The sequence below is a fragment of the Bacteroides graminisolvens DSM 19988 = JCM 15093 genome (assembly GCF_000428125.1).
Taxonomy (GTDB): domain Bacteria; phylum Bacteroidota; class Bacteroidia; order Bacteroidales; family Bacteroidaceae; genus Bacteroides; species Bacteroides graminisolvens.
Genome location: NZ_ATZI01000001.1, coordinates 1,074,390 through 1,099,961, shown reverse-complemented (window position 1 = coordinate 1,099,961; position 25,572 = coordinate 1,074,390). Strand labels below are relative to the sequence as shown.

Here is a 25,572-nt window from a genome sequence, read left to right as displayed (position 1 = left end):
ATATTTATGCAAATATCTCAATTAAGAACTTATAAACAACGACGCGCATGAAACAAAAGAAAATGCTTTCACTTACTCTTTCCGAACTAAAAATCATGTATAAACAAAGGCTGCCCGACATAGTTTCTATGGCCGAGAGCTCCTGCGATGAAAACGAATTCAAACAGAAATTAAATGAATACGTTGGCTTGCATAATGAATGGAATGCTAGAAGAAGTGAGCATATTCGAATGCTGATTGAATACGATGGGAAAAACATCAACGAACTTTCTACCGGCGAAGATATGCATATTCAAACCTTGACACTTCTTTGGAACTACCTCAAAAACCCACTTGATAAAACAGAAGCAAGCACTGATTTATTTATCGACTTATTTTTCTTGTTCTACGAAAATGATTGGGCCGACAGCAAATCAACATCAACAAGCAAGATAAAAAGGCAAATGGGGCGTTGGAGTACGGGCATCGATAAAGATACAGTAACTATCAGAGTTCAAAATAAAGAACGTATGATTAGAATCTTAAGCAAAAAAATTGAGCAAAAAAAAACGGTTCATTCACGTTACACCTTTGAAGAAAATCTATCTGAAGAAGGCAAGCTTGAAAAAGTAAGATATTGGTGGAATGATTATCGTTTCCATCTGGCTATGGCTGCAAAGAGCCCTACTGAGCTAAATACCTTACTAGGCAATTCTTTATCTGATAAAACCATGCAACTGCTTGTGCGGGCACGTAAAAAGAAAATGCCTTTTTTTGCTACTCCATATTATCTGTCACTACTAAATACAACGCAGCAAGGGTATGACGACGAAGCTATCAGAAGCTATATTCTTTATTCACCAGAACTGGTTGACACGTATGGCAATATCAAAGCTTGGGAAAAAGAAGATTTAGTGGTATCTGGAAAACCCAACGCAGCGGGTTGGCTGCTTCCTGAGGGAAATAACATCCACCGTAGGTATCCGGAGGTCGCCATTTTAATTCCCGACAGTATGGGGAGGGCCTGTGGTGGCTTATGTGCTTCTTGTCAACGCATGTACGATTTCCAAAGTGAAAGGCTTAACTTTGAGCTAGAATCATTGAAGCCGAAAGAATCATGGAACAAAAAGCTAAAACGCTTGATGGCTTATTTTGAAGAAGATACCCAATTACGTGACATTCTCATCACAGGAGGAGATGCCTTAATGAGCCAAAATAAAACGTTAAAACATATTTTGGAAGCTGTACTGCAGATGGCTAAAAACAAACAGAAAGCTAATTTGCAAAGACCAGATGGTGAAAAATACGCAGAACTAACTCGTATTCGCTTAGGAAGTCGCTTATTGGCTTATCTCCCGATGAGGGTTGATAAAGAACTGATTGATATTCTGAAGGATGTGAAACAAAGAGGAAGTATGATAGGCATAAAACAGTTTATTATTCAAACACATTTTCAAACCCCACTGGAAGTGACCCCCGAAGCTCTTGATTCCATAAAAAAATTACTTTCTGCCGGATGGCTAATAACGAATCAACTGGTCTATAACGTGGCAGCGTCAAGAAGAGGACATACAGCACGACTGCGTGAGGTACTCAATAAAGCGGGAGTTCTCTGCTATTATACTTTTTCTGTAAAAGGATTTAATGAAAACTATGCCGTGTTTGCACCTATCAGTCGATCTATACAAGAGCAAACAGAAGAGAAAATATGGGGAGAATTAAACGATTGTCAGAAAACTGAATTAGATGAGTTGCTCAAAGAAAATAATGAAAAGGGGAATCTTATCGCCACATTCCTGAAAAAACACGATTTACCTTTCTTGGCAACAGATCGAAATGTTCTTAATTTACCTGCCATTGGTAAAAGCATGACCTTCCAAACAGTTGGTATTACTGCCGAGGGAAAAAGAATCATGTTATTTGATCATGATGGTTCGCGTAAGCATAGTCCCATCATCAATCAAATGGGCAATGTATTCATTGTTGAGAATAAATCGCTGGCTGCCTATTTGAGGCAACTGGACACAATGGGTGAAAACATTGAAGAATATGCAACGTTATGGTATTATACAAAAGGAACGACGGAACCTCGTTTTAAAATATACGAGTATCCGTCGCCTTTGTACAGTATAACTAGTAGAATTAGTAATCTGGAGATAAAAAATTAAATTTCACCTTCTTCTTTAACGCGTATCACTGCATTGGCTACAATAGCTGTTAGTCCACCTGTAGTGATACCGGAAGAGAAAATACCCTTAATCGCATCAGGAGCATTTATTAAAATATCAGGAATAAGTTCAACCCCTAAGCCGAGTGACAAGCTGACAGCCAATACAAGTGTTTCTTTACGACCAATTTGTTGAGAAGAAACAATGCGGACACCAGCCGCTGCTACAGTTCCGAACATGAGTAAAGTAGCTCCACCCAATACAGGATCGGGCATTAAGGAAAACACTGCACCTACAATAGGGAAAAGACCCAGCAGTACAAGCATGGCAGCAATGTAATATCCTACAAAGCGACTTGCCACTCCAGTAAGTTGTATGATTCCATTGTTCTGAGCAAAGATTGAATTTGGAAAAGAATTGAAAACTCCTGCCAGAAAAGAATTAAATCCATCAGCTAATACACCTCCAGAAACTCTTTTCACATATCCTTCCCCCTCAATGTCTAATCCGGAAATCATAGAATTTGCGGTCACATCTCCGGTAGCTTCAATAGCCGTAATCAAATAGACTAAACCGATAGCAATAAATGAGGAAATATTAAAATCAAGTCCGTATTTAAATGGCATCGGGATATTAAAACTCGTAAGTAGATTTAAATTCAAAGATGACATATCGACTTTACCCAAAGCAAAAGCCAACCCATATCCCAAACAAATTCCCAACACAATGGAACTCATACGGAGATATTTGTTTTTACTGCGATTAAAAAATAAAACGCTCAGTAAAACCAAACCTGCTATTGAGAGATTTTCCCACGAGCCAAAGGTTCCATTATCCATAGCTCCATATCCGCCTCCACATGATACAACTCCAACTTTAATCAGACTTAAGCCAATCAAAAGAACTACGATTCCAGAAACCAAAGGAGTGATAATATTGCGCATATAGCGAAAAGTACGACTGATAACCATTTCAACGGGAGCAGCAGCCATACATACACCAAATATAAGTGGTAATCCCCCCATCAGACCCGTTGTTATAATGGGACCGATAAATGAAAAACTGGTTCCTTGAATACACAATAAACGAGCCCCGACCGGGCCGAAGCGTTTACACTGTATAAATGTAGAGATTCCTGAAACAAAGAGTGACATGGATACCAAAAAACTTGTTTTTTCAACATCAAGTTTTAAGGCTCCTGCAATGATAAGCGGAGGGGTAATAATAGCCACAAAAATAGCAAGTAGATGCTGTAATGCAGCAAATATTGCATCTTTAAATGGTGGGCGATCTTCAACCCCATAGATTAAATCTGTTTTCATTCAGGCAGATTAATTTAAAGTCCATTTCAAAGCAAGAGTAGGAATCACATAGGCTCTACCTTTATAGAAGTTATTACTCACTTCTACTTCAGTGCCCACACTAAGATTGAATTTATCATTTACTCCATCTATTTTATTCAAGTTAACCCAAAATTGAGGTTCGGTAAGAAATGTGAGTTTTGAATTAAACCAGGTCTCTTCTCTCCAAAGGTCAGCAAAACCGCAGAACGTAAAGAGGTTATCATTCATATTCATATACCAAGTACCAGTTAATTGAAAATTATTAGGTGAATCATTCTTCTGAATGTATTTATACATTGCAGTCAATGAAAATCCTTTGCTAAAAGATGCATTGTTATATGTATAAGTTCCACCAAGCATATAAGCATTATTAATAGAATATGTTTTTGCCAGACCGCCATTGTATTCTAAATGAAGAGATAAAGGACCGTCCCAAAATTTTAATTCGCGGGCTATTTCCCAATATGCCTGCTCAACGCCTTTAGAGTTATAGTCCATATCGACAAAGAAGAAAGTACTTCCCCAATCGTCTGGCTGGAATTTTTCTACAGTACTAGTTAACAATGGACGAACATCCATGTTCTTGTCATACAACGCACGACCAAAATCATAGTGTAACTGAATGTTTTGCGCACGTAAACCAAAAATGCTCAGAGCAAGCGCTAAGAAGAAAATTGTTGCTAATCGTTTCATAAACTTATGTAATTCGGATAATTAAAGGTGCAAAAATAGTTAATTTAATTAAGAAGCAAGCAAACATAAAGCAAATAGTATGTTTTTGATTCTTATTTTTGAAGGGAAATTAAATCCATTAACTAATAAATTATGCCAAATAAATTAGAAGAAATACCAATAGAAATACATCCGTTAAAGCCATTTCTGCCCCCTCAAGCTAGTCTATTGATGCTGGGCAGCTTTCCTCCTCAACAAAAAAGATGGTCAATGGATTTTTATTATCCGAATTGGAATAACGACATGTGGCGTATTATGGGGCTATTATATTATGATAATAAGAGTCATTTTCTAAGAGAACCCTTAAAAACATTTGACAGAGAAAGTATTATTAAGTTTCTTATTGAAAAGGGTATAGCATTGTATGATACGGCATCTTCCATAAAACGTTTACAAGACAATGCCTCCGACAAGTTTTTAGAAGTTGTTGAACAAACAGATATCAGAAGACTACTCAACCTCTTACCTCAATGCAAAGCTATTGTTACTACTGGGCAAAAAGCAACGGAAACTTTACTCAAACAGTTCGACATACAAGAACCCAAGTTGGGGGATTTTTCAGAATTTGTATTTAACAATCGAGCATTGAGACTTTACCGTATGCCTTCTTCTTCAAGAGCGTATCCACTCCCTTTAGAGAGAAAAGTTGCATCCTATCGCATCATGTTTCAAGACTTGCAGATGATGTAGCTTTTTTCAGTCAGATAAAAAAATAGGGTAGAGAGCTGATTATCAGCACCAAGCAAATTTATAGGTTAGAAAATAAAAAAGTATTCCCTTACAACTCTTGCTAATTCGGGATATTCTACTACCTTTGCACCGCAAACACGGGAGTAGCTCAGTTGGTAGAGCACCGGTCTCCAAAACCGGGTGTCGGGAGTTCGAGCCTCTCCTCCCGTGCATAAAATAAAACAGTGGCCACAAAATGTAGCCACTGTTTTATTTTATAAAGCAAATCTTAATATGGTCAATCTGATGAGAATATTACTTGTAATCATAGGCACCATTTCACTTATATTAGGTATTGTGGGTATATTTCTACCCCTACTTCCTACCACGCCTTTTCTGTTACTTTCAGCTGCCCTATATTTCAAGTCTTCTCCCAAACTATATGACTGGCTACTAGGCCAAAAACACTTAGGACCTTATATTCGCAATTTTAGAGAGAAAAAAGCGATTCCACTCCGTGCCAAGATAATATCCATCACATTGATGTGGGGCAGCATGCTTTATTGCGTAGCCTACCTTGTGCCAATCATCTGGATTAAATTTTTGCTTATTGCCATTGCCATTGGTGTTACTTATCATATTTTATCATATAGAACACTAAAGAAATGACTTAAAGCCGTCCGCGCATCTTTCAATTTATCCTCCCAATGAGCAACCGAGTTCTTACCAACAATATCAGTTACGTATTTTACTGCAATAAAAGGCACCTCTTTATCACGACACACAAATGCTTGAGCATAAGCTTCCATATCAACAACATCACCCTGAAGAGTTGATTCTTCGGTAAGAAAACTATCTCCGGTATTACATATGCCCTCTCGACCCCATTCTTTACAAAGCCCTTTATCTGACAATAATTCTGTAGTAGATATTTCACTTTCCAATCCGAAATCTTTCAATTTTGCCATATCTCTGTCTACAAATGTCTTGCAAACAAAGATATCGCCTACCTGATGAACTATGGTACCGGCAGTACCTGCATTAACAACCAAATCAGGTTGAACATGATTTATTGCTTCTGCAACACGGTAAGCCGCTTTAGCTTTACCAATTCCGGTGAGTACATAATACACCTCTGTATCGGGCCATTTTATTTCAAAGAATTCTTCTCTGACGGCACAAGTTATTAAAATTTTAAGCATATGGTTATCTTAATATATATGTTTTCAAAGCTTCTACATACTCTTCAAAAGCATCTACACCTACAGGTGTGATTTTACAGACCGTACGCGGCATCTTTCCTTTGAACGTCTTGGTAACTTCAACATATCCTGCATTATTCAGTTTATCTATCTGAATGCTTAAATTACCAGCTGTAGCACCAGTTTGCTGACGAAGATACACAAAGTCTGCCTCTTCAACTGTCATTAACAAAGAAATAACAGCTAAACGTAATTCAGAGTGAAGCAAAGGGTTTAATTCTTTAAACATCAAGTCCTCCTTTCCTACCTTCTTTTAGCTGTATAATTTAGCATGTGACCCGGTATAACCATCATCAATACAAAAACGGCAGCAAAAATTAAAATAGAAGAAGCATCACGAACTATTACGCAAAGCGGCGAAAAGAGAATACCGATAAATCCAGAAAAAATAATAGGCTTAAAACGAATCATTAATCCTGTAATTGCCGTAGCCATTCCCATGGTAAGTAATACAATAAATAAAATGGGTATGTAAGTCAAAAGTGCAATAATCGAAATCATAAAAGAGGCAATTCCAAATACCATCCACACATGACTGATTGCCCTATCAACAAACGTGATAGCTCGCGATCTATTATTTAATTGTTTCTTATAATTCAATAGCCATAATGTTCCTCCAAACACCGGTATAGCGAACCAAAGCCAATGCCATAAATAATTGCCGGACGTTGTTACTAAAGACCACACAACTACAGCAACAATTACAGTAGTATATCCCCAAATGAGAAAAGGAATACCACTATTATCTTCTAAACGACTTCGTGTATTACGAATCATTTGAGAAATAAGATCTAAACTTTCTTTCTCAGTTAAAACTTTATCTTCCATATTTTCTAATAATTACGTGTGTAATCACAACATATATAAACTATAGCAACAAATGACACAATCCAACATACACTCAATTTTAAAATAAGCTCATCCATTTTATTTGTTGTTATACTTAAATTCCAGATAGTTTGTCACAATAGTTAATATTAAACCGATCCCCCAACCGGCAATTACCCACAGTACCCATAAATAATTAGGCGTTGTCATCAAATTGACAAACACCAAAAATGCATTTACGACCAAATACTTCACAATGCTCATTATTATATTTAATTTGCATTGATTCTTCATTTTTGTTTTTTCATTTGTTAGTTCCATAATTAATTTTTCGTTTTCATCTTCCGTACTAAGAAATACGGTTCTGGTTCATATTCTTTTTAGAGATTTATTTTTTATAAAGTACAAATACCTATAAAAAATAGTAAGATTCGAATCTTCTGCAAATGTAACTAGTTTATTTTATAAACCAAATTATTTGAAATTATTTTTTCTTTCTATCATTTTTAAAGATAATAAAGACTGTTTTATTAGTATTAAATAAGTTTTTTAAGACTTTTGAATTAATTTCTTATGAAAAGTTTTTGTAATCTGAGAGTAAATTGTATTTTTGTGTACAATTTTAGTGTAGAATGACAGAAGAAGAAAAAAAGTTATTATCAACCTTTGAAGCCCGATTAAGGCATTTGATTTATCTTCATGATGAGCTAAAACAAGAAAATGCCGGTTTAAGGCAACTATTGGAGGAACAGAAAGAAGAAATAGCAAAGGTAAAGGCTTCTTATTTAATTTTAGAAGCCAACTACACTAACCTAAAAACAGCGAGAACAATCAGCCTTAACGGCAGCGATGTAAAAGAGACAAAGCTGCGATTGTCGAAATTAGTGCGTGAAGTCGATAAATGCATCGCTTTATTAAATGAATAAAACAAATAAAGAATGGTGTATGAACGATAAGATAAAAATAAATCTGCAAATTGCTGATGCCAATTATCCTCTACAAATAAATATGGAAGAGGAAGAATTAGTTCGAGAGGCAGCAAAACAGGTAAATATGAGACTTAATACGTATCGGAGCCATTATAAAAATTTGGAACTCGAAAAAATTATCGCTATGGTAGCGTATGAATTTTCTTTAGAGAATCAAAAATTAAAGCAACGTAATGACACTGAGCCGTATAGCAAAAAAATAGATGAACTCACAGACTTGCTGGAAGAGTATTTCAGGAAAGAATAGAGTTCAGATATATTTAGAGATTTATTAATTATAAGAAGATACACGCACTACTAGAATACATGGACAATTAAGGTGTTGCATGTGTTTTAGTGAGTGCGTTTTTATTTTATACACATATTAAATTAATTGAAATGACAGTAACAATAGTAGCATCCATTGTATGCCTCCTTCTTGGTGGAACATTGTCGTATGTAATGTTTCGATATGCACTCAAATCGAAGTATGACAGTATTCTCAAAGAAGCCGAAACGGAAGCTGAGGTTATAAAGAAGAACAAGCTGCTTGAAGTGAAGGAAAAGTTCCTAAACAAAAAAGCAGACTTGGAGAAAGAAGTCTCTATCAGAAACCAAAAAATTCAGCAAGCTGAAAACAAACTGAAACAAAGAGAAATGGTTATTGCCCAAAGGCAAGATGAAATTCAACGTAAAAAAGCAGAGTCCGAAGTAGTAAAAGAGAATCTCGAGGCTCAGCTTGTAATCATTGAGAAGAAAAAAGAGGAACTAGATAAGTTGCAACATCAAGAAATTGAAAAACTTGAGGCATTATCAGGACTTTCTGCCGATGAAGCAAAGGACCGATTAATTGAATCATTGAAGGAAGAAGCTAAAACAGAAGCCCAATCTTTCATTAATGATATTATGGACGATGCTAAATTAACAGCTAATAAAGAAGCTAAGCGCATTGTTATTCAAACAATACAACGCGTAGCAACTGAAACGGCAATTGAGAACTCGGTTACAGTATTCCATATTGAGTCTGATGAAATCAAAGGACGTATCATCGGCCGTGAAGGTAGAAACATACGAGCTCTTGAAGCTGCAACCGGAGTTGAAATTGTGGTTGATGATACCCCCGAAGCGATTGTATTATCTGCATTCGATCCTGTACGTCGTGAAATAGCGCGTCTTGCACTTCATCAACTAGTAACAGACGGACGTATTCACCCGGCTCGTATTGAAGAAGTCGTTGCAAAAGTTAAAAAACAGATAGAAGAAGAAATCATTGAAACAGGTAAACGTACCACAATTGACTTGGGAATTCATGGTTTACATCCTGAATTAATCCGTATCATTGGTAAGATGAAGTATAGGTCTTCATACGGACAAAATTTGTTGCAACATGCTCGTGAAACAGCTAATTTATGTGCAGTAATGGCATCGGAACTCGGTCTAAATCCAAAGAAAGCAAAAAGAGCCGGATTGTTACACGATATAGGTAAGGTGCCCGATGAAGAACCAGAATTACCACATGCATTATTAGGTATGAAACTAGCTGAGAAGTTCAAAGAAAAGCCTGATATCTGCAATGCTATCGGGGCACACCACGATGAAGTTGAAATGACAAGCTTATTAGCACCTATCGTGCAAGTTTGCGACGCAATTTCCGGTGCACGTCCAGGAGCAAGACGAGAAATTGTGGAAGCTTATATTAAACGCCTCAACGATCTTGAGCAATTAGCCATGTCATATCCAGGCGTTACCAAGACGTACGCTATTCAAGCAGGTAGAGAATTACGCGTAATTGTAGGTGCTGATAAGATTGACGATAGGGAAACAGAAAATCTTTCTACTGAAATAGCTAAGAAGATTCAGGATGAAATGACTTATCCAGGCCAAGTAAAAATCACTGTGATACGTGAAACTCGTGCAGTAAGCTTTGCTAAATAAGCAATTAATCAAAAGATAAATGAAAAGGTTCGGCAGTGTTGCCGAACCTTTTTTGATTCATAAATTCAAAGGAAAGGACCCATACAAAATAAAATCGAATACTTTTAGCATTATTTATATGTTATAAAACATACAAATAAGAAATAAGCTTTATCTTTGCATCGAAATAATAGAAAAGAATAATAATAGCTCTCCAAAAGGTGGTGAGCACAAAAGATGAAGATTATGAAAAAGAATGCAAATGAAATTATGATGTTACAGTACCGTATTAAAAGATACCAAGCAATGGGAAACGGTATTATGTGCCAGTTATTAAATGGTAAGTTACAAAAGCTTATGGCAAATAGAGCCGTAGCCTAACAAAGTCAGACTTCATATAGAAGTCATAAATTCCAAGAAAGTATATAAATAACAATAGAGAAAAGGGGAAGGCGAATAAACGCCCTCCCCCTTTTCATTTATATCAAAACGAAACTAGGATTAAGAAACTTTTTCAATTAATTGGTTAGCATTTCTACAAGAGAAATTGTTGTATTAACAAGAACCGTAATGCCCACTGTAAGCATAATAATGCGAGACCTAACTTTTAAACAACAGCCGCCATGAAGACATTCTGAAAACGACTTCTTAAAGCATTTTTTTTGTAAATAGCGAAATAATAGGAAAACCAAAAAACCGATCATGGCGCCCAATAAGATTCCGCCAATAACATCAGTCACAAAATGAACGCCCAAATAAATTCGCGAGTAACACGTTATGAGCCCCCACAGAGACATGACAGAAGTAAATATCAAACATCGATAAACCAAAGACAGAAATACGACAGCTCCAAAACCATTGGCAGCATGAGAAGAGACAAAACCAAACCTGCCTCCTCGATAGTTATCTACAGTAAGCACCTGAGCCATAAAATCCGGATGATGCGTGGGGCGTAACCTTGAAAACAAAGGCTTAATGACATTGGCTGAAATTTGATCACAAAGACAAGCTAACAATATAAAACAAGCAATAAACAGCAATGCATTTTGCCACTTAACCTTATAGAAAGCTAAACCAAGAAAAACCAAACAAAGTGGAACCCATAACAACTTACCCGAATACAACATCATGAAATTATCCCAGAACTCAGAGTGATGTCTGTTCAAAAAAAGAAATAGATCCCTTTCATAAGGCAACATTCCTTCGCCAATCTCTTCAATAGCCGATTCTTCCATTGTATTTAATTAAAAAAAATGTCTTCATAGTAAATTACTCATTCATACTGAAAAAGTAACAACTTGTTATATGATTTAAATTCATTAAAGTTTAGTGGATTGCTTCTTTAACCGCTCCCTACAAATCAGGTTAAATTTGTAGGGAACGACTAAATTGTCAGATTGGCTAAGTGGAGCTGGAGGGAATCGAACCCTCGTCCAAACGAGGAAATCATAAGCTTTCTACATGCTTATCTTTGCCTAAATTTTCGTGTCTGTGCAGAACCAAAGCCATCAACACAAACCTTATCTTCTTTATTTTCACTTTAAATGCGAAGCCACTTAAAGCTATCTCCGATATGACTGCACCACTGAACCAGAATACTTCGAAGCCACAGCTTCTGAGTGATGTCTCGTCCGGATACCTAGTACCCAGATTAAGCTAATCTACTATAATTCGATTAAGCAGCAAGAGCGTAATTATTTTCGCCAGATAAAATTTTGATAACTGATATTTAAGTGCAAATTACCGACGCACTGCATGCTTACCTACCATTTCTGCCCGCTGTCAAATCCAGTCAACCCCTTTAAAGGAGTGGTAAACCACTTTAGCGTTGCAAATATATGTATTATCTGATTAATACAAACACAAAAAGGGTCAATTATTCGTTTTTTATGTTCTAAAAAACAAAAATTAAAAGATTATTGTATTTTTGTAGTATTGTTGAAACATTTAAAAGACAAACAATGGTGAAAGAGATCGTAAGTATTTGTACAATTGGCATCCTTGCAACAAGCTGCCAGTCGCGTAAGGAAGTCAAATCAATGAACGAAGCAACCAATGACACACTAACCATGTTAGTGGGTACATACACTTCAGGAGAGAGTAAAGGCATATATACCTATCGCTTAGATGCGAAAACAGGAAATGCACAACTAATGAGTGAAACACCAGTTTCGGATCCTTCCTATTTAACCCCGTCCGCAGATGGAAAGTTTGTGTATGCTGTGAGTGAGCACAACGACACGACGGCTGCAGTCACAGCGTTCGCACTTGATAAAGAAAAGGGAAAGCTCACTAAATTAAATGAGCAACCCACTATGGGAGCCGACCCTTGTTACATTATCACCAATGGCCAATATGCAGTAACGGCCAACTATAGCGGCGGCAGCATATCCGTTTTCCCTATTAAAGAAGACGGTACACTTGACAAAGCTTCCGGAATTATGAGGTTCAACGGCTCCGGACCCGACCCTGTTCGCCAGAAAGTGCCCCATCTGCATTGCGTACAATTCACACCCGACAAGAAGTATCTGTTCGCCTGCGATCTTGGCACCGACAAAATACATAAATTTAATGTCAACCTTCAAGCCAACCACCGTAATAAACAGCCTTTGCTGACTACGGGGCAACCTCTTTCATTTCAATTAGAACCAGGGTCGGGGCCGAGACACCTCACCTTTGCTCCCAATGGTATGCACGCATACGTAATTAACGAGTTATCGGGGAAAGTCACCGCCTTTCAGTATACAGACGGACAATTAAAAGTGATACAAAACATTGAGGCCGATAGTGTAAGAGCCCAAGGAAGTGCAGATATACACATTAGTCCGGACGGAAAATACCTATACGCCAGCAATCGCTTAAAAGAAGACGGAATAGCCATTTTCAGCATCAATGGCAAAGATGGCACACTGACCCAAAAAGGATATCAACACACCGGCATACATCCGCGTAACTTCATAATCACCCCCAATGGAAGATTTTTGTTGGTAGCCTGCAGAGATAGCAACGTCATTCAGATATACGAGCGTGACATAAATACAGGTCTGCTTACAGATACCCGCAAAGACATCAAACTCAGTAAGCCGGTCTGCATTAAGTTTGTCGAGTAATTACAACGATTTCACACGGACTTTATTACCTTTCTTAATACATTGAAGGCATGCTTTTCGAAGTGTGCCTTCATTTATATTGAAAATTAAGTTCGGATTAAAGTGCTGCCCATTGATGCGGGTTTCAAAATGAAGATGTGCGGTGGTAGCCCTGCCAGTCCGTCCGGTAAGTGCAATGGGCTGACCGGCTTTCACCACATCACCACTCTTGACAAAATTCACTGAATTGTGGCTGTAAACAGTCTCCAAACCACCGGGATGACGAACCACTATAACCTTTCCGTAAGCACTATAAGGTTTCGACATGCGAACAATGCCGTTGAATGCTGAATAAATGGTATCATTCGGACACGTTTTTATATCGACACCACTGTGTCCGCCTCTTGATCCGTAATTAGAAATAATTTTGGCACCAGGCAATGGGAAAGCGAAATTGGCCATTTGTACCAAAGAATCTATATGAAGTATTAACTTACCCGAACTGGCAAACAAACCGGGAGTTGCTACCCGAATGTGATTAATCTCCATGGAACTAAACTCCGGACACGCTTCCTGAGCCTTCAAGAAAACAGAAGCAACTAATAACAAGGTAAGAACAAAGGTCTGTTTCATACATTAAAATTTAAACGATTCAATAATAATAAACGTCTCCACCGTTAGATTCAGCATAATTTATAAGCAAATGCTGAATCATTGCGGCAGCCTGCTCCAACTCCCCACGGCCATTGTATCCATTGACCAACGCCAGGATATGCGTAGTTTCCAAATCCATCTTTGTACGTTCGTGATCACTGGTAGGCGTACCGATTGCCCCTGAAGCATCCCGGTAAACAGGCAACCCGTCAATGTTGAGTACCCCCCGCCCTATTCCTTCAAACGGTTCATCGGTCTTCCCTATTCCAAGTACCAGCCGATTACCTTGAATTTTATCAGCATCAAAGCCCCCAATGGAATATCCCGTGCGTAAAGAGACCAAATTGATGAGATCCACTAACGTATCAATCTGATACAAAGGAATATTACGTAACAAGCGCCTGCGCAAAGCCTCAGCCGAGGGACGATAACGTCCCGGATCCTTACCACATCTTTTATACGCCTCACGCGTGGCAGCAATCACCGGATGCTTCTTGATATCATCCAACTGAGACGAATGCAAAAGCTCAGCGGTAAAAGTATTAATTTCATCCCATAATCCCTGAGAAAAAGAAGAGTTTTTCACCTCCGCATAAACCGCCACTCCTTGAAATTGGGGGCAAACAGCCCTTATTTCTTCTGAAACAATGATTTCAAACATGTCATTTCAATGTCTTGTTCAACATAATTCCCGATAAGATTCTGCCCGACAGAATTCCTAAACGCCGAGCAGAGAAAAACTCCTCATGACGAGCGAACGTACAAATGCCGGCAAGCTGAACCTGTACATCGGGTACTCCGAAATCAATCAGCGCCATGCGGTTCGCCTCCCACAAGTCCAGGTGATGCTTACCCGTCTGCTCATTAAAGAAAGAAATACGTTCCATCGGATACCCTTGCCGAAAAAACGCATCATAAACCTCCTGTCCCACTTCAAAGGAAGTGCACGAAATGGAAGGTCCGATGCATGCCAGCACATCCTCACCTTGCGTACCAAAAGAAACATTCATCTGATGAAGCGTCTCGGCCAAAATTCCAGCCACCGTTCCACGCCATCCGGCATGAACCACCCCAACAGCAGCCTTCTTCCTATCATACAAAACAACAGGAACACAGTCGGCTGTCGATACACAAATGCAATACCCTTCCACATTTGTAATCAGCGCATCCACCCCTTCGAGTAACAACTGTCGACTATTCGCATCCAAATCCATGAAATCTGATTTCAAACACCGAACCACCGTACCATGAACCTGATGAGGAATAATCAACACCTCGGGTTGTTGCGCCAACGAGTTGCACAGCTTAAGCTGATTGCGCTGCACCGCCACTTCGTCATCGCCCGAAAACGGTGAGCAGTTGAAAGTTGAGTAAGCATCATCCTTGCTGAAACCTCCCATACGAGTGGTTACAAAACAAGCAATGTTGGGATACGAATCATACAGTTCGTATCCCAACATTGCCTTATCTTCTGTTAAAGAAATCATTTTTCTTCCCAATCCTCTTCCTCGTATTCGTAATCAAGATCGTCGTCGCCCTCTTCTTCCTCATATTCAAAATCAAGAACCTCATCTTCACCCATATCTTGTAGCTCCTGCTGCAAGCGCGAAACATCCTTCGAACGGTGTACAATCCCTTCAATCTTGTTACTCTCCTTATTGAGCTCCTCCCATAAAATATCTTTCAGCCCCGCTATACCCAGTCCGGTGATAGAAGAGATAAAGACAGAAGGAATACCCTCGGGCAAAGTCGGTCTGATTTCATCCATCAGTTCCTCGTCGAGCATATCACTTTTCGTGATGGCAAGCACCCGCTGTTTGTCGAGCATTTCCGGGTTGAACGTTTTCAGTTCATTCAGTAAAATATCATATTCGTTGCGAATATCGTCACTGTCTGCCGGCACCATAAACAACAACAAAGAGTTGCGTTCAATGTGTCTGAGGAAACGCAATCCCAATCCTTTTCCTTCACTGGCACCTTCTATAATACCGGGAATATCAGCCATCACAAACGACTTTCCATCGCGATACGACACAATACCCAAGTTTGGCTCAAGCGTAGTAAAAGGATAATCGGCTATTTTCGGTTTGGCCGCCGACACAGTAGACAACAAAGTCGACTTGCCCGCATTGGGGAAACCTACCAAGCCCACATCCGCCAGCAACTTCAACTCCATGATCACCGTCAGCTCCTGCATCGGTTCACCCGGCTGAGCAAAACGAGGTGCCTGACGAGTAGCCGTACGGAAATGCCAGTTTCCTTGTCCGCCGCGACCACCTTTCAACAAGATCACCTCTTGTCCGTGATCCGTTACATCACAAATATATTCCCCCGTTTCGGCATTATAAACCACCGTACCGCAAGGAACATCTATTACTTTATCCTCACCATCCTTACCAAAACTCTTGTTTTTGCTACCCGACTGGCCGTGGCCAGCCATAGCATGCCTGTCGTACCGCAAGTGCAGTAACGTCCAGTAATTACGATTTCCACGCAAGATAACATGGCCTCCTCTACCGCCGTCGCCACCATCGGGGCCTCCGTTAGGAACATATTTCTCGCGCCTCATGTGTGTAGATCCCCTACCACCCTTACCAGAGCGGCAATATATCTTTACGTAGTCAACAAAATTCGATTCAGCCATACTTCTTTTCCTCTATTGATAATAATAGCCGGGCACGCTATCTCTACGAGAAACGTTGCCCGGCTACAAAATTATACATTTTCTATTGCTTTGCAAATATCTGCAAAGATTCCGTCCATTGTTCCAAGACCTTGAATGTGTTTATATACACCTTCGTTCTTGTACCAGTCAATTAACGGAGCTGTTTGTGAATGATATACCAGCAAACGCTTCTTAATTGTTTCTTCATTGTCATCGGCACGACCTGATTCCTGTCCGCGTTTAATCAAACGAGTCATCAATTCCTCTTCGGGAACATCCAGATCAAGCATAACAGAAACCGCCTGTCCTCTATCGGCAAGCATTTGTTTCAATGCACCTGCTTGTGCAATGGTGCGTGGAAAACCGTCGAAGATCACCCCTTTGCTATCTTTAAAGCTATCGAAAACGCTAGCCAGGATGTCAATCATCAACTCATCGGGAATCAATTGGCCTTGGTCAATATAACCTTTTGCCGTTTTACCCAATTCGGTTCCGTTTTTAATTTCAGCGCGAAGAACATCACCTGTAGAAATGTGGTTAATCCCGAATTTTTCTACAATACGTTCGCTTTGTGTTCCCTTTCCTGATCCGGGAGCACCAAAAATAACTACATTCAGCATCTTTCTTTTTACTTATTTATATTTCAAAAAACATTCTTACCTATTCTTCTACTACCGTATAAATATCGGGGTAATTACGTCCGTATCCGTCATAATCGAGTCCGTAGCCCACAATGAAATCATTCGGAATTTCCATTGCTACGTAATTAATATCCAGCTTTACCTTCAGTTTCTCGGGTTTAACTAACAGCGAAGCGATTAAAATCTCTTTAGGATGACGAGTGCCCAATGTCTCGATAAGACGCTGCATAGTCAATCCGGTATCTACAATATCTTCTACAATAACTATCGTGCGACCGGCAATATCTTCATTGATACCAATCACCTCTTTAATCGTTCCGGTAGAAGAAACGCCCTGATATGAAGCCAGTTTCACAAATGACACTTCACAAGGAATGGCAATGTGCTTCATCAGGTCGGCCGTAAACATAAACGAGCCGTTCAATACACTAAGAAACAATGGATTTTTATCTTTCAGGTCGCGATTTATCTCATCGGCAACACGCTTCACTTCTTTCAGAATGTCCTCCTCCTTAATGGAGATAGAGAACTGTTTATCTTTTATTTGTATGGTATCCATAACCGGTTGAATTAATAATAATGGGGCAAAAGTACGATTTTTATTCCACTCCATGCATCATCTGGCGCAATTTCTTCGATAAAAGGAAGAGAATCAGTGCGGCAATGCCCGACATAATGACAAAAATCATAAAGAAATCATACATGGTCTCAATGCGGAAACCGAGTAGAATTTTCTCTTTTCCTGCCTCCGGATAGAGACCTCCCAGCATACCGGCAAACTTATTGGCCGTTGCCATAGAAAGGTACCATAAGCCCATCATCAATGAAGCAAAACGCAAAGGTGTCAATTTGTTGACCATCGAAAGACCAATGGGCGACAAGGCTATTTCCCCCATCGTGTGTATAAAATAAAGACCGGTGAGCCACATCAAATTAACCTTGGTTCCGGCCTGCACATCCTTCACCCCAAAACAGATAAAAAGATAACCCAAAGAAAGCAATAAGAGTCCGATAGCCTGCTTTGCCGGAGATGAAGGTTCACGGTTTCGTTTATTGAGAAAAGCCCAAAAGGCCGGCATAATATAAGCCAACAAAACCACAAACAAAGGGTTAAACGACTGAATCCAGGAAGCAGGCATCTCCCATCCCCAGATAACTCGGTCGGTTTGCTCGGCGGCAAACAAAGTAAGAGACGCTCCCGCCTGCTCATAAGCTGCCCAGAAAAAGATTACAAAAAAGGCAATGATGTAAATGACAAAGATTCGCTCCCGCTCAATTTTGGTCAGCGACGAATCGAGCAATATACTGATAGGAAACACCAAACAAGCCGTAAAGATGCCTACACTAACCCAGTCATCGCCCAGCCAGAGGTAAAACAACGTGCCAAACACGAGTGCCAGAGCGGCCAGAATGCCCAAGTTGCGCCACTTGCGTGAGCTTTGTTCGCCAGCCGAAGCCGATTTTGCCTGCTCTGCGGAAAGAGCCTGCTGACGAGCATCAGGCAATACACCCAACTGCTTGCCATCCGGCGAAAGCAAGTACTTACTTTTCTGCGTTTCAAAAATGACAATGGTAAGCAGAATTACAACGGCAGCCAGCAGAAAGCCCCACTTGAAGTCGTCGGGATTGCCCGTTTCACCAAAGTAACCACATGCCAGCGGAGCAATGAAAGCCCCCACATTAACCCCCATATAGAAAATAGTATATGCTGAATCAATCCGTTTATCACCGGGTGTGTACAACTGTCCCACCAAAGAAGAGACCGTAGGTTTAAAACAACCGTTGCCCAGAATAAGCAATGTCAGTCCGCCATACATCAACCCGTGTGCCCATCCGGGCGTATGCAACATAGACGCACTCAAGAAAAGCAGAAACTGTCCAAGTCCCATCATAACCGCTCCCCAACGAATGGATCGCCTGATTCCCCAATATTTATCTGCAATGTAACCACCTATCAGAGGAGTGAGGTACACCAGCCCCGTATAACTTCCGTAAATTGAGGTAGCCAGCTCCTTATCAAAGAGCAAAGCCTGCGTTAGAAATAAAATAAAGATGGCACGCATGCCGTAATAACTAAAACGCTCTGCCGTACTGGTGGCGAAGATTAGATATAATCCTTTGGGATGACCTTTTAAACTGTTCATTTGCTTAATTGAGTATTTACTATTTGATTAATGGCTGCAAAAATAGTTATTTTCACAGGAGTTTTAAATGTAAGGCTTGACTGTTTTATATCTATTGAGTACTTTTGCAGGATACAAAAATACACGAATATGAAGATTTTCTCGGGAAACCGTATTAAAATACTCGATGCTTACACCATAGAGCATGAACCGATCAGTTCCATTGACCTGATGGAAAGAGCTGCTCATGCTCTTACTTCAGCTATTGTTGCCAGATGGACCGCCCAGACTCCGGTCACTGTTTTCGCCGGACCGGGCAATAACGGGGGCGACGCCTTGGCAGTAGCGCGTATGCTTGCCACGAAAGGTTATCAGGTAGCCGTTTACTTATTTAACACCAAAGGATTGTTGTCGGCCGACTGCCAAGTTAACCGGGAACGAATTGAATCCATGCATTCTGTAACCTTCACCGAGGTAAGCACACAATTTGTGCCGCCCACGCTAACAGCTAACCATTTAGTGATTGACGGACTTTTCGGTTCCGGCCTCAACAAACCCTTAAGCGGAGGTTTCGCCGCTGTGGTGAAGTACATCAATTCATCGCCCGCAACGGTGGTATCTATCGATGTTCCCTCGGGATTAATGACGGAAGAGAACACATTCAATGTACGCGCGCACATCATCAAAGCACGCTACACATTCAGTTTGCAGCTGCCCAAGTTATCTTTTCTGTTTGCCGAGAATGCAGAATATGTAGGCGAATGGCATCTACTTGATATTGGTATTAGCAACGTCGCCATCGAAGAGACACAAACAGATTACTATCTGACAGAACGCGAAGAGATGAGCCGACTTATCAAACCACGCAACCGCTTTGCTCACAAAGGCAACTTCGGCCATGCATTGCTCATTGCCGGATCATACGGCATGGCAGGCGCCTCTGTCTTAGCAGCTAAAGCCTGTCTGCGGTCGGGCGTGGGACTGCTTACGGTTCACGCTCCTTCACGAAACGTAGAAGTATTGCAAACATCCGTTCCCGAAGCAATGGTACATGCTGATTTGAACGAAACATATTTCGGCACACCCGTTGACACCGAAAAATTTCAGGCTGCCGGCATTGGTCCGGGGCTGGGCAAGCACATCGAATCGGCAGCGGCATTGGTAGAACAAATCAGCGGTAGCCAAATTCCGATGGTGATTGATGCCGATGCGCTGAACATCTTGGCCGAAAACAGATATATTCTATCTTCCATTCCCAAAGGTTCCATACTGACCCCGCATCCGGGAGAGTTTGATCGTTTGGCAGGGAAATGCCAAGACGGCTATGAACGATTGGTCAAAGCCTGCGAACTTGCTCAAAACACCCGATGCTATATTGTGCTGAAGGGGGCTTATACGGTAGTAGTCACCCCGCAGGGAAAATCATACTTCAACTCAACAGGCAATCCGGGCATGGCCACCGCCGGAAGCGGCGACGTGCTGACAGGCGTTATTTTAAGTCTGCTAGCCCAGGGATACGCCTCCGAAGATGCAGCACGACTAGGAGTGTTTGTGCACGGAATGGCCGGAGACATGGCCGCCGAGCAACAGGGAATGATTGCCCTCACTGCGGGCGATATTGTATCCTGCCTGCCTGCCGCATGGAAAGCATTGACAGAGAAATAAAACGTACGTTGAGTATTTTTCACTCCCATTAGCATCATTCTATCAAGAAGATGATTACATTTGCTGTTAAACTATTTAAAAGAAAACCATAAAAATGAAGAGAAGCTCTATTTTACTTTTAAGTTTGCTCCTTTCATCTGCCGCAACCTTCGCACAAACCAAAGTAACTATGGGCGTTACACGCGGAAAAGATTTTGGTGTTACCTACCTGTTACCTAAAACAGAAGTTGAAATTGAAATAAAAAGCGTAAAGACTACCTTTACTCCCGGTGAGTTTGGTAAATACGCCGAGAGATATCTGCGGATGAACAACGTATCTGTTGACTCCGACGAATACTGGGAACTGTCTGAAGTAAAGGCAAAAGCAGTGGGTGTGCCCGACAAAGAGCGGACTTATTTCGTTAAACTCAAAGATAAAACAGTAGCCCCACTCATGGAGTTGACGGAAGACGGCATTGTGCGCTCCATCAACATGCCGTTGAGCACCCGCAAAGAAGTGGTTGCCCAACCGCAACCGGCAAAGACTGCGCGCATAAACCCCAAATCATTCCTGACCGAAGAGATTCTGATGGCTAACTCTACCGCCAAGATGGCTGAACTTGTGGCCAAAGAGATATACAGCATTCGCGAAAGCAAAAACGCTTTGTTACGCGGACAAGCCGATAACATGCCCAAAGACGGCGAACAATTACGTATCATGCTCGAGAAATTGGAAGAGCAGGAACGTGCCATGACGGAGATGTTTACCGGAACAAGAACAAAAGAAGAAAAGACACACGTTATACGCATCACTCCCGACAAGGAGATGAAGGGCGAAGTGTTGTTCCGTTTCTCAAAGAAACTAGGCATATTGGGTGCCAACAACCTGGCGGGCGAACCGGTATATGTATCGCTCACCAACCTTAAAACGCTGAACATTCCGGCAGAAGATAAAAAGAAAGAGCTAGAAGGTATTGCTTACAACGTGCCGGGAAAAGCGCAAATCGTAATTGAAAGAAATAACGAAGAGCTGGTGAAAGAGGATATTTCCGTTACACAATTCGGTACGCTTGAATACCTTGCTCCACAATTGTTTGATAAGAAATCGACCATCAAGGTTTTATTTGACCCGTCAACCGGAGGCTTAATTAAAGTTGACCGCGAAGAGGAAAGCAAATAAGTAAGAGATTAAAATAGTTAAAGCCGTTTGCCCATATTTGTCATACGATGACAGACAGGCCGGCTTTGGGCACTATGACTTTTTCTTGTTGCTGTGCTTTTGCAGAAAGGCAAAGCAACAACGTAACAGCAATTACAACTCGTTTTTTCATCTTTGGGTTATAGTATAAGTTTAGCATTCTCTTCTAAGCTATGTTCATCAACTAACTGTATGTTAACCTGCATAGCATTGTTTATTTATATCGTTAGTCTGCCACATGAATGAAAAATCACAGATAGAAGTGGAATAATGTGAGGAGTTGAAGCGCGTGATGTTCTTTATATTGGACAAACAGACAGCAAGCAAGGTCTTTTTGTCAAGAGCAAATTTATATATTATTAACGATCGAAGAGGTAGTGAGCACCCACCAGCAAGAAGCAAGGAAAAGACAACCAACTTTTTGAAAAACATAACCAACTTTTTCAAAAAGATAACGAGCAATTTCAAAAGAGAAACCGTCTTTTGGTCCGCGAGACGCCGTCTCCCGGCTGTGAGACGGTGTCTCGCGGACCTTTTGCTACCGTGCAAATGACAATAAGAAACCGGGTTAAGTCACTTTTCAACCGGGCAAAACGAAAAAAGGCAGGAGTTTACGCTCCTGCCTTTGCCGCCCATAATAAAATCAATCTATTATAGGATTACTTTTACAAAGATAATACATTATATTGCCAAAGTCAAGCGTTTGGCCAATTATTATTTCTTTTCAATGTTAGCCTTTTCCAATCCGTAACCGTACTTCTTGTTGGCCACCTTCAGCAACAGTCCGATGACCAGAGAAAGGGTAGCAAAGCCGGTGAAGACGAGCATCGGGATGGTATAATCGTACTGATTCACACCGTTAATTGTTTCACTAATACAGAATTCCTTCTGAATCCATCCGATTAAATTGGGCACGCCCCACAAACCGATGTTCTGAATAAAGAAGATTAGTGCATAGGCTGTTCCTAACTGATGGGCAGGGAATATTTTAGCCACCGAAGGCCACATAGCCGATGGTACTAACGAGAAGGCAATTCCCAGGATAATCATCAGTACGGTAGCCACCCACCAACCGTTGATGGAAGGGATGGAATAAGTGAGATGTACGAAGATAAGCATGGCAGCGCCGATGATCATGATATTGTCTGCCTTGCCTTTACTGTCAACCAAACTACCAAAAACGGGAGTGAGAATCAGCGCGCCCAGTGCCGGCAAACCTACAATGGAACCGGCAAAGTCGGCATCAATACCGTATTTGCTCACCATCAATTCTGTGGCGAACTTCTGGAACGGGAACACGCATGAGTAAAACAACACGCAAAGTAAGGCGATCAACCAAAAGCCGGGATTGGAAAGAATGGCTCCCACGTCTTTAATGGAAAATTTCTCCTCATCGACAGAAGTCTTATCGTCTTTTATTTGTTTGTCGAGCTTCTTATCGAGTACAGAGAATGCGAAGAAAGCAATCAGTCCGCCCACCAGCAATACCAAACCGATCAGTACGGGAGTATCAAGGTGAAAGCTTTTGGCAACAGGAATAGCCAGCGTATAAGCGGCCTGCGAGCCGATACGGGCCAACGCAACCTGAACGCCCATGGCAGTAGCCATTTCTTTTCCTTTAAACCATTTGGCAATCAGTTTGGTAACTGTAATACCTGCCACTTCTGCGCCCACACCGAAGATGGAGTATCCAACCGACGATATAAAAACTCCGGCCTTGTAACCGAAGTAAACCGAGTTACTGTCGGCCAATTCGGTAATGCCGTAATATTGAAGTGCCGTACCAAACACCATCAAGATGGCAGCCAGTTTACCGGTGAAACGAATGCCGAAACGGTCAAGGATGAGTCCGCCCCAGATAAGCATCAGGAAGAATACATTCAAAAAGCTGTATGCGCCGGTGTAAAAGCCGAAGTCCGTGCTTCCCCACCCCAGCTGCCCTTCGAGCATTGTCTTCAAAGGTGCCATCACATCGTTAACGAAATATGCGGCCATCATGGTGAAAGCCACAACCCCCAAAGCCATCCAACGGGTGAACTTGGAGTCATTCAATTTTTTATTCAATTCTACAGACATAGTAAATTATTGCTTCTATATTATTATTTTAGTTGCCAAAGATAATGTAAGTACGCTATAACTGCAACAAAAAGACAGTGTAAAGCGGACAATAAAATAAGGGCCGTTCATTTTTTAATGAACAGCCCTCACTTTTATTTCTATTTATAACATTCCGCGCATTTAACGGGCAGAATCCGAAGGTGCAGCAGTAGCCGGAGCAGTAGTAGTTTCTGCTTTAGGCGCTGTAGAGCCTGCGGGTAAGTTATATGGGTTGGTCTTCTCCTCTTTCTGTGCTTGTTCCATGATGACACTACCATCTTGTTGTGAAGCCGATGGCATTACGTAGGCAGTAGCAATGCTTGCTATAACCATGAATACGGCAAGTCCCCAGGTTAGTTTCTCAAGAACATCGGTCGTTTTGCGCACGCCCAATATCTCATTAGACGAAGAAAATCCTGAAGCAAGACCGCCTCCTTTGGAATTCTGTATCAGCACAATAAAGCACATCAATATGGCTGCAACAACCATTAAGATAACTAAGAATAAATACATTTTATTATTTTGATTTAGCGTTAATAATCAATTTCTTTAAGAATCTTATTTGATCTGCAAAATAAGCATTTTTTTTTGGATAATTCAAATTTAATTTTTCAATAATTTCTAAAGCCTTCTCGTATCGCTGTTGTTTTATGTATATTTTAGCCAAAGTTTCCGTAAAACAACCTTCTTCATCGTCTTCATCTTCTAAAACAGGATTATCATGAGTGGCTTCAGCCGTTTCGTCTTGTGGGATGCTTTCCATCATTACGCCGGCAGCTCTTGCCGCTTCTATCACTACTGAAGGGCGGCGGCGACCTCCTCCTTCTGAAGTCGCAACAAGTGATTGGGGTTCTTCGTCCTCTTCTTCGTTGTAATATTCTTCTTCGTCTTCGTCCTCTTCCCCCACAAAGGTTTCGACTTCGATCTGCTCTGTTTCAGGATCCGTTGTCGAATCAATTTCTTCATCGGGCACATCCGTTTCGTCTTCCTCGGGTTGTTCGGGCTCTTGGGCAATCAGTTCTTCTGGGGCGGCAGGGATCGGCTCGACTGCTGCCGGCTCGGCGGCCAACATCTGTTTCTTTACCCACAACGATTCGGCATCATTACGGGCAATGAATCCGTCAATCAAATCTTGTCCTTTCAATCGGGGAGCATCCGTTGCCGGTTGCTCGTCGCCAACGGGCATATCGTTTTCCAGATAAGTGGTGTAATCGGTTGCATAATCAAGCCCGATAGCGTTTTCAGACTCTTCGGGAATGGTAGAAAGAAAAGCGTCGATGAGTGAGATGGTTCGGTCCAAACCGGGTTCTTCATCTTCTTCACCGCTAAGGTTTTTCTTTTTCTCTGCTTTCTGAATGGCATACTTCTCACCCTCAATAAGGTAAAAAAGGCTTCGGCGGTCGGCTACATAGAGCGCCGCCTTTCGAAGTTCGGGTCCGAAAGTAATGTCGTGAAGCAAGTAAAGGTTCTTCAGATAAAGCAAACGAAGGGACTGGAAATAGGGATAGCGCGCCAGCAGAGTTCGTATCTCATACAGCGTTTCCCGATTCAGTTGATCCGGATGCTCCATCCATTGTTGAAGATCGTACGAAGTCATT

At 41.0% G+C, this 25,572-nt stretch carries 27 protein-coding genes, 1 tRNA gene and 1 other RNA gene; 11 read left to right on the top strand and 18 right to left on the bottom strand.

What is annotated here, in order from left to right; genetic code table 11:
- Positions 1-47: 47 nt before the first annotated feature.
- Positions 48-2,147 carry a KamA family radical SAM protein gene (locus C511_RS0104585; RefSeq protein ID WP_024996870.1) on the top strand — a complete coding sequence of 700 codons (2,100 nt, stop codon included), beginning with the start codon at positions 48-50 and terminating at the stop codon, positions 2,145-2,147.
- Here C511_RS0104585 and C511_RS0104580 read toward each other — a convergent pair.
- Entirely contained in the window at positions 2,144-3,469 is a 1,326-nt protein-coding gene (locus C511_RS0104580; protein WP_024996871.1) for a nucleobase:cation symporter-2 family protein, read from the bottom strand. The two genes, C511_RS0104585 and C511_RS0104580, sit on opposite strands and share 4 nt — an antisense overlap.
- A 9-nt stretch (positions 3,470-3,478) precedes the next feature.
- Complete coding sequence (locus C511_RS0104575; RefSeq protein ID WP_024996872.1) at positions 3,479-4,183, bottom strand: nucleoside-specific channel-forming Tsx family protein; 705 nt, start codon at positions 4,181-4,183, stop codon at positions 3,479-3,481.
- A 132-nt stretch (positions 4,184-4,315) separates the two neighbouring features.
- On the opposite strand from C511_RS0104575, the gene C511_RS0104570 reads away from it, so the two are divergent.
- From C511_RS0104570 to C511_RS16175, 3 genes are all read left to right on the top strand, one after another.
- Entirely contained in the window at positions 4,316-4,912 is a 597-nt protein-coding gene (locus C511_RS0104570) for a uracil-DNA glycosylase family protein (RefSeq protein ID WP_034781448.1), read from the top strand.
- A 137-nt stretch (positions 4,913-5,049) separates the two neighbouring features.
- Positions 5,050-5,122: transfer RNA gene (locus C511_RS0104565), tRNA-Trp, on the top strand.
- A 75-nt stretch (positions 5,123-5,197) separates the two neighbouring features.
- On the top strand, positions 5,198-5,560 hold the full coding sequence (locus C511_RS16175) for a YbaN family protein (RefSeq protein ID WP_024996874.1): 363 nt from the start codon (positions 5,198-5,200) through the stop codon (positions 5,558-5,560).
- Here C511_RS16175 and C511_RS0104555 read toward each other — a convergent pair.
- The 4 genes from C511_RS0104555 to C511_RS16170 form a co-directional block, all read right to left on the bottom strand.
- Positions 5,527-6,093, bottom strand: a complete 567-nt coding sequence (locus C511_RS0104555; RefSeq protein ID WP_024996875.1) for a phosphorylase family protein — start codon at positions 6,091-6,093, stop codon at positions 5,527-5,529. The two genes, C511_RS16175 and C511_RS0104555, sit on opposite strands and share 34 nt — an antisense overlap.
- A gap of 4 nt (positions 6,094-6,097) precedes the next feature.
- A complete protein-coding gene (locus tag C511_RS0104550) occupies positions 6,098-6,382 on the bottom strand; it encodes a winged helix-turn-helix domain-containing protein (protein WP_024996876.1) in 285 nt (94 codons plus the stop codon).
- A 14-nt stretch (positions 6,383-6,396) separates the two neighbouring features.
- Positions 6,397-6,981, bottom strand: coding sequence for a hypothetical protein (locus C511_RS0104545; protein WP_024996877.1), 585 nt, complete (start codon positions 6,979-6,981; stop codon positions 6,397-6,399).
- A gap of 99 nt (positions 6,982-7,080) precedes the next feature.
- The gene (locus C511_RS16170) at positions 7,081-7,302 is read right to left on the bottom strand and encodes a 2TM domain-containing protein (RefSeq protein ID WP_024996878.1); all 222 of its coding nucleotides are present in this window, start codon (positions 7,300-7,302) and stop codon (positions 7,081-7,083) included.
- A gap of 311 nt (positions 7,303-7,613) precedes the next feature.
- Between C511_RS16170 and C511_RS0104535 the strand changes: the two genes are divergently transcribed.
- The 4 genes from C511_RS0104535 (at position 7,614) to C511_RS18410 (ending at position 10,244) form a co-directional block, all read left to right on the top strand.
- Positions 7,614-7,907, top strand: coding sequence for a hypothetical protein (locus C511_RS0104535; protein WP_024996879.1), 294 nt, complete (start codon positions 7,614-7,616; stop codon positions 7,905-7,907).
- Between the two features lie 19 nt (positions 7,908-7,926).
- Positions 7,927-8,217 (top strand): cell division protein ZapA, encoded by a 291-nt coding sequence (locus C511_RS0104530; protein WP_024996880.1) that lies wholly within the window; start codon positions 7,927-7,929, stop codon positions 8,215-8,217.
- 131 nt (positions 8,218-8,348) lie between these two features.
- Positions 8,349-9,884 (top strand): ribonuclease Y, encoded by a 1,536-nt coding sequence (rny, locus tag C511_RS0104525; RefSeq protein ID WP_024996881.1) that lies wholly within the window; start codon positions 8,349-8,351, stop codon positions 9,882-9,884.
- A gap of 225 nt (positions 9,885-10,109) precedes the next feature.
- Positions 10,110-10,244 carry a hypothetical protein gene (locus C511_RS18410; RefSeq protein ID WP_262482319.1) on the top strand — a complete coding sequence of 45 codons (135 nt, stop codon included), beginning with the start codon at positions 10,110-10,112 and terminating at the stop codon, positions 10,242-10,244.
- 137 nt (positions 10,245-10,381) lie between these two features.
- Here the strand turns inward: C511_RS18410 and C511_RS16165 are convergent, their stop codons facing one another.
- A complete protein-coding gene (locus tag C511_RS16165; protein ID WP_051260446.1) occupies positions 10,382-11,098 on the bottom strand; it encodes a phosphatase PAP2 family protein in 717 nt (238 codons plus the stop codon).
- 168 nt (positions 11,099-11,266) lie between these two features.
- Positions 11,267-11,663: a transfer-messenger RNA gene (ssrA, locus tag C511_RS17415) on the bottom strand.
- Positions 11,664-11,824: 161 nt separating this feature from the next.
- On the opposite strand from ssrA, the gene C511_RS0104505 reads away from it, so the two are divergent.
- Entirely contained in the window at positions 11,825-12,973 is a 1,149-nt protein-coding gene (locus C511_RS0104505; protein ID WP_024996882.1) for a lactonase family protein, read from the top strand.
- Here the strand turns inward: C511_RS0104505 and C511_RS0104500 are convergent, their stop codons facing one another.
- From C511_RS0104500 to C511_RS0104470, 7 genes are all read right to left on the bottom strand, one after another.
- Entirely contained in the window at positions 12,974-13,585 is a 612-nt protein-coding gene (locus tag C511_RS0104500; protein WP_027317864.1) for a M23 family metallopeptidase, read from the bottom strand. It lies immediately after the preceding gene.
- A gap of 19 nt (positions 13,586-13,604) precedes the next feature.
- Positions 13,605-14,267 (bottom strand): B3/B4 domain-containing protein, encoded by a 663-nt coding sequence (locus C511_RS0104495; RefSeq protein WP_024996883.1) that lies wholly within the window; start codon positions 14,265-14,267, stop codon positions 13,605-13,607.
- A gap of 1 nt (position 14,268) precedes the next feature.
- Complete coding sequence (gene pgeF, locus C511_RS0104490; protein ID WP_024996884.1) at positions 14,269-15,093, bottom strand: peptidoglycan editing factor PgeF; 825 nt, start codon at positions 15,091-15,093, stop codon at positions 14,269-14,271.
- Positions 15,090-16,250, bottom strand: coding sequence for a GTPase ObgE (gene obgE, locus C511_RS0104485; protein ID WP_024996885.1), 1,161 nt, complete (start codon positions 16,248-16,250; stop codon positions 15,090-15,092). The genes pgeF and obgE overlap by 4 nt, the downstream gene beginning before the upstream one ends.
- Before the next feature lie 71 nt (positions 16,251-16,321).
- Positions 16,322-16,891, bottom strand: coding sequence for an adenylate kinase (locus C511_RS0104480; RefSeq protein WP_024996886.1), 570 nt, complete (start codon positions 16,889-16,891; stop codon positions 16,322-16,324).
- Between the two features lie 40 nt (positions 16,892-16,931).
- A complete protein-coding gene (gene hpt, locus C511_RS0104475; RefSeq protein ID WP_024996887.1) occupies positions 16,932-17,471 on the bottom strand; it encodes a hypoxanthine phosphoribosyltransferase in 540 nt (179 codons plus the stop codon).
- A gap of 40 nt (positions 17,472-17,511) precedes the next feature.
- Positions 17,512-19,056 carry a peptide MFS transporter gene (locus tag C511_RS0104470; RefSeq protein ID WP_024996888.1) on the bottom strand — a complete coding sequence of 515 codons (1,545 nt, stop codon included), beginning with the start codon at positions 19,054-19,056 and terminating at the stop codon, positions 17,512-17,514.
- Between the two features lie 129 nt (positions 19,057-19,185).
- Between C511_RS0104470 and C511_RS0104465 the strand changes: the two genes are divergently transcribed.
- A complete protein-coding gene (locus C511_RS0104465) occupies positions 19,186-20,700 on the top strand; it encodes an NAD(P)H-hydrate dehydratase (RefSeq protein ID WP_027317863.1) in 1,515 nt (504 codons plus the stop codon).
- 94 nt (positions 20,701-20,794) lie between these two features.
- Positions 20,795-21,859, top strand: coding sequence for a DUF4831 family protein (locus C511_RS0104460; RefSeq protein WP_024996889.1), 1,065 nt, complete (start codon positions 20,795-20,797; stop codon positions 21,857-21,859).
- Positions 21,860-22,591: 732 nt separating this feature from the next.
- On the opposite strand, the gene C511_RS0104455 is transcribed toward C511_RS0104460, so the two are convergent.
- From C511_RS0104455 to C511_RS18260, 3 genes are all read right to left on the bottom strand, one after another.
- On the bottom strand, positions 22,592-23,953 hold the full coding sequence (locus tag C511_RS0104455; protein ID WP_024996890.1) for an MFS transporter: 1,362 nt from the start codon (positions 23,951-23,953) through the stop codon (positions 22,592-22,594).
- Positions 23,954-24,115: 162 nt separating this feature from the next.
- On the bottom strand, positions 24,116-24,487 hold the full coding sequence (gene secG, locus C511_RS0104450) for a preprotein translocase subunit SecG (RefSeq protein WP_024996891.1): 372 nt from the start codon (positions 24,485-24,487) through the stop codon (positions 24,116-24,118).
- A gap of 4 nt (positions 24,488-24,491) precedes the next feature.
- Positions 24,492-25,571 carry a hypothetical protein gene (locus C511_RS18260; protein WP_027317862.1) on the bottom strand — a complete coding sequence of 360 codons (1,080 nt, stop codon included), beginning with the start codon at positions 25,569-25,571 and terminating at the stop codon, positions 24,492-24,494.
- Position 25,572 lies beyond the last annotated feature (1 nt).

Excerpts from the sequence above, each read along its gene's own strand:
- C511_RS0104585 (WP_024996870.1), top strand. The coding sequence starts at position 48 with ATGAAACAAAAGAAAATGCTTTCACTTACTCTTTCCGAACTAAAAATC.
- C511_RS0104580 (WP_024996871.1), bottom strand. The coding sequence starts at position 3,469 with ATGAAAACAGATTTAATCTATGGGGTTGAAGATCGCCCACCATTTAAA.
- C511_RS0104575 (WP_024996872.1), bottom strand. The coding sequence starts at position 4,183 with ATGAAACGATTAGCAACAATTTTCTTCTTAGCGCTTGCTCTGAGCATT.
- C511_RS0104570 (WP_034781448.1), top strand. The coding sequence starts at position 4,316 with ATGCCAAATAAATTAGAAGAAATACCAATAGAAATACATCCGTTAAAG.
- C511_RS16175 (WP_024996874.1), top strand. The coding sequence starts at position 5,198 with ATGAGAATATTACTTGTAATCATAGGCACCATTTCACTTATATTAGGT.
- C511_RS0104555 (WP_024996875.1), bottom strand. The coding sequence starts at position 6,093 with ATGCTTAAAATTTTAATAACTTGTGCCGTCAGAGAAGAATTCTTTGAA.
- C511_RS0104550 (WP_024996876.1), bottom strand. The coding sequence starts at position 6,382 with ATGTTTAAAGAATTAAACCCTTTGCTTCACTCTGAATTACGTTTAGCT.
- C511_RS0104545 (WP_024996877.1), bottom strand. The coding sequence starts at position 6,981 with ATGGAAGATAAAGTTTTAACTGAGAAAGAAAGTTTAGATCTTATTTCT.
- C511_RS16170 (WP_024996878.1), bottom strand. The coding sequence starts at position 7,302 with ATGGAACTAACAAATGAAAAAACAAAAATGAAGAATCAATGCAAATTA.
- C511_RS0104535 (WP_024996879.1), top strand. The coding sequence starts at position 7,614 with ATGACAGAAGAAGAAAAAAAGTTATTATCAACCTTTGAAGCCCGATTA.
- C511_RS0104530 (WP_024996880.1), top strand. The coding sequence starts at position 7,927 with ATGAACGATAAGATAAAAATAAATCTGCAAATTGCTGATGCCAATTAT.
- rny (WP_024996881.1), top strand. The coding sequence starts at position 8,349 with ATGACAGTAACAATAGTAGCATCCATTGTATGCCTCCTTCTTGGTGGA.
- C511_RS18410 (WP_262482319.1), top strand. The coding sequence starts at position 10,110 with ATGAAAAAGAATGCAAATGAAATTATGATGTTACAGTACCGTATTAAA.
- C511_RS16165 (WP_051260446.1), bottom strand. The coding sequence starts at position 11,098 with ATGGAAGAATCGGCTATTGAAGAGATTGGCGAAGGAATGTTGCCTTAT.
- C511_RS0104505 (WP_024996882.1), top strand. The coding sequence starts at position 11,825 with ATGGTGAAAGAGATCGTAAGTATTTGTACAATTGGCATCCTTGCAACA.
- C511_RS0104500 (WP_027317864.1), bottom strand. The coding sequence starts at position 13,585 with ATGAAACAGACCTTTGTTCTTACCTTGTTATTAGTTGCTTCTGTTTTC.
- C511_RS0104495 (WP_024996883.1), bottom strand. The coding sequence starts at position 14,267 with ATGTTTGAAATCATTGTTTCAGAAGAAATAAGGGCTGTTTGCCCCCAA.
- pgeF (WP_024996884.1), bottom strand. The coding sequence starts at position 15,093 with ATGATTTCTTTAACAGAAGATAAGGCAATGTTGGGATACGAACTGTAT.
- obgE (WP_024996885.1), bottom strand. The coding sequence starts at position 16,250 with ATGGCTGAATCGAATTTTGTTGACTACGTAAAGATATATTGCCGCTCT.
- C511_RS0104480 (WP_024996886.1), bottom strand. The coding sequence starts at position 16,891 with ATGCTGAATGTAGTTATTTTTGGTGCTCCCGGATCAGGAAAGGGAACA.
- hpt (WP_024996887.1), bottom strand. The coding sequence starts at position 17,471 with ATGGATACCATACAAATAAAAGATAAACAGTTCTCTATCTCCATTAAG.
- C511_RS0104470 (WP_024996888.1), bottom strand. The coding sequence starts at position 19,056 with ATGAACAGTTTAAAAGGTCATCCCAAAGGATTATATCTAATCTTCGCC.
- C511_RS0104465 (WP_027317863.1), top strand. The coding sequence starts at position 19,186 with ATGAAGATTTTCTCGGGAAACCGTATTAAAATACTCGATGCTTACACC.
- C511_RS0104460 (WP_024996889.1), top strand. The coding sequence starts at position 20,795 with ATGAAGAGAAGCTCTATTTTACTTTTAAGTTTGCTCCTTTCATCTGCC.
- C511_RS0104455 (WP_024996890.1), bottom strand. The coding sequence starts at position 23,953 with ATGTCTGTAGAATTGAATAAAAAATTGAATGACTCCAAGTTCACCCGT.
- secG (WP_024996891.1), bottom strand. The coding sequence starts at position 24,487 with ATGTATTTATTCTTAGTTATCTTAATGGTTGTTGCAGCCATATTGATG.
- C511_RS18260 (WP_027317862.1), bottom strand. The coding sequence starts at position 25,571 with ATGACTTCGTACGATCTTCAACAATGGATGGAGCATCCGGATCAACTG.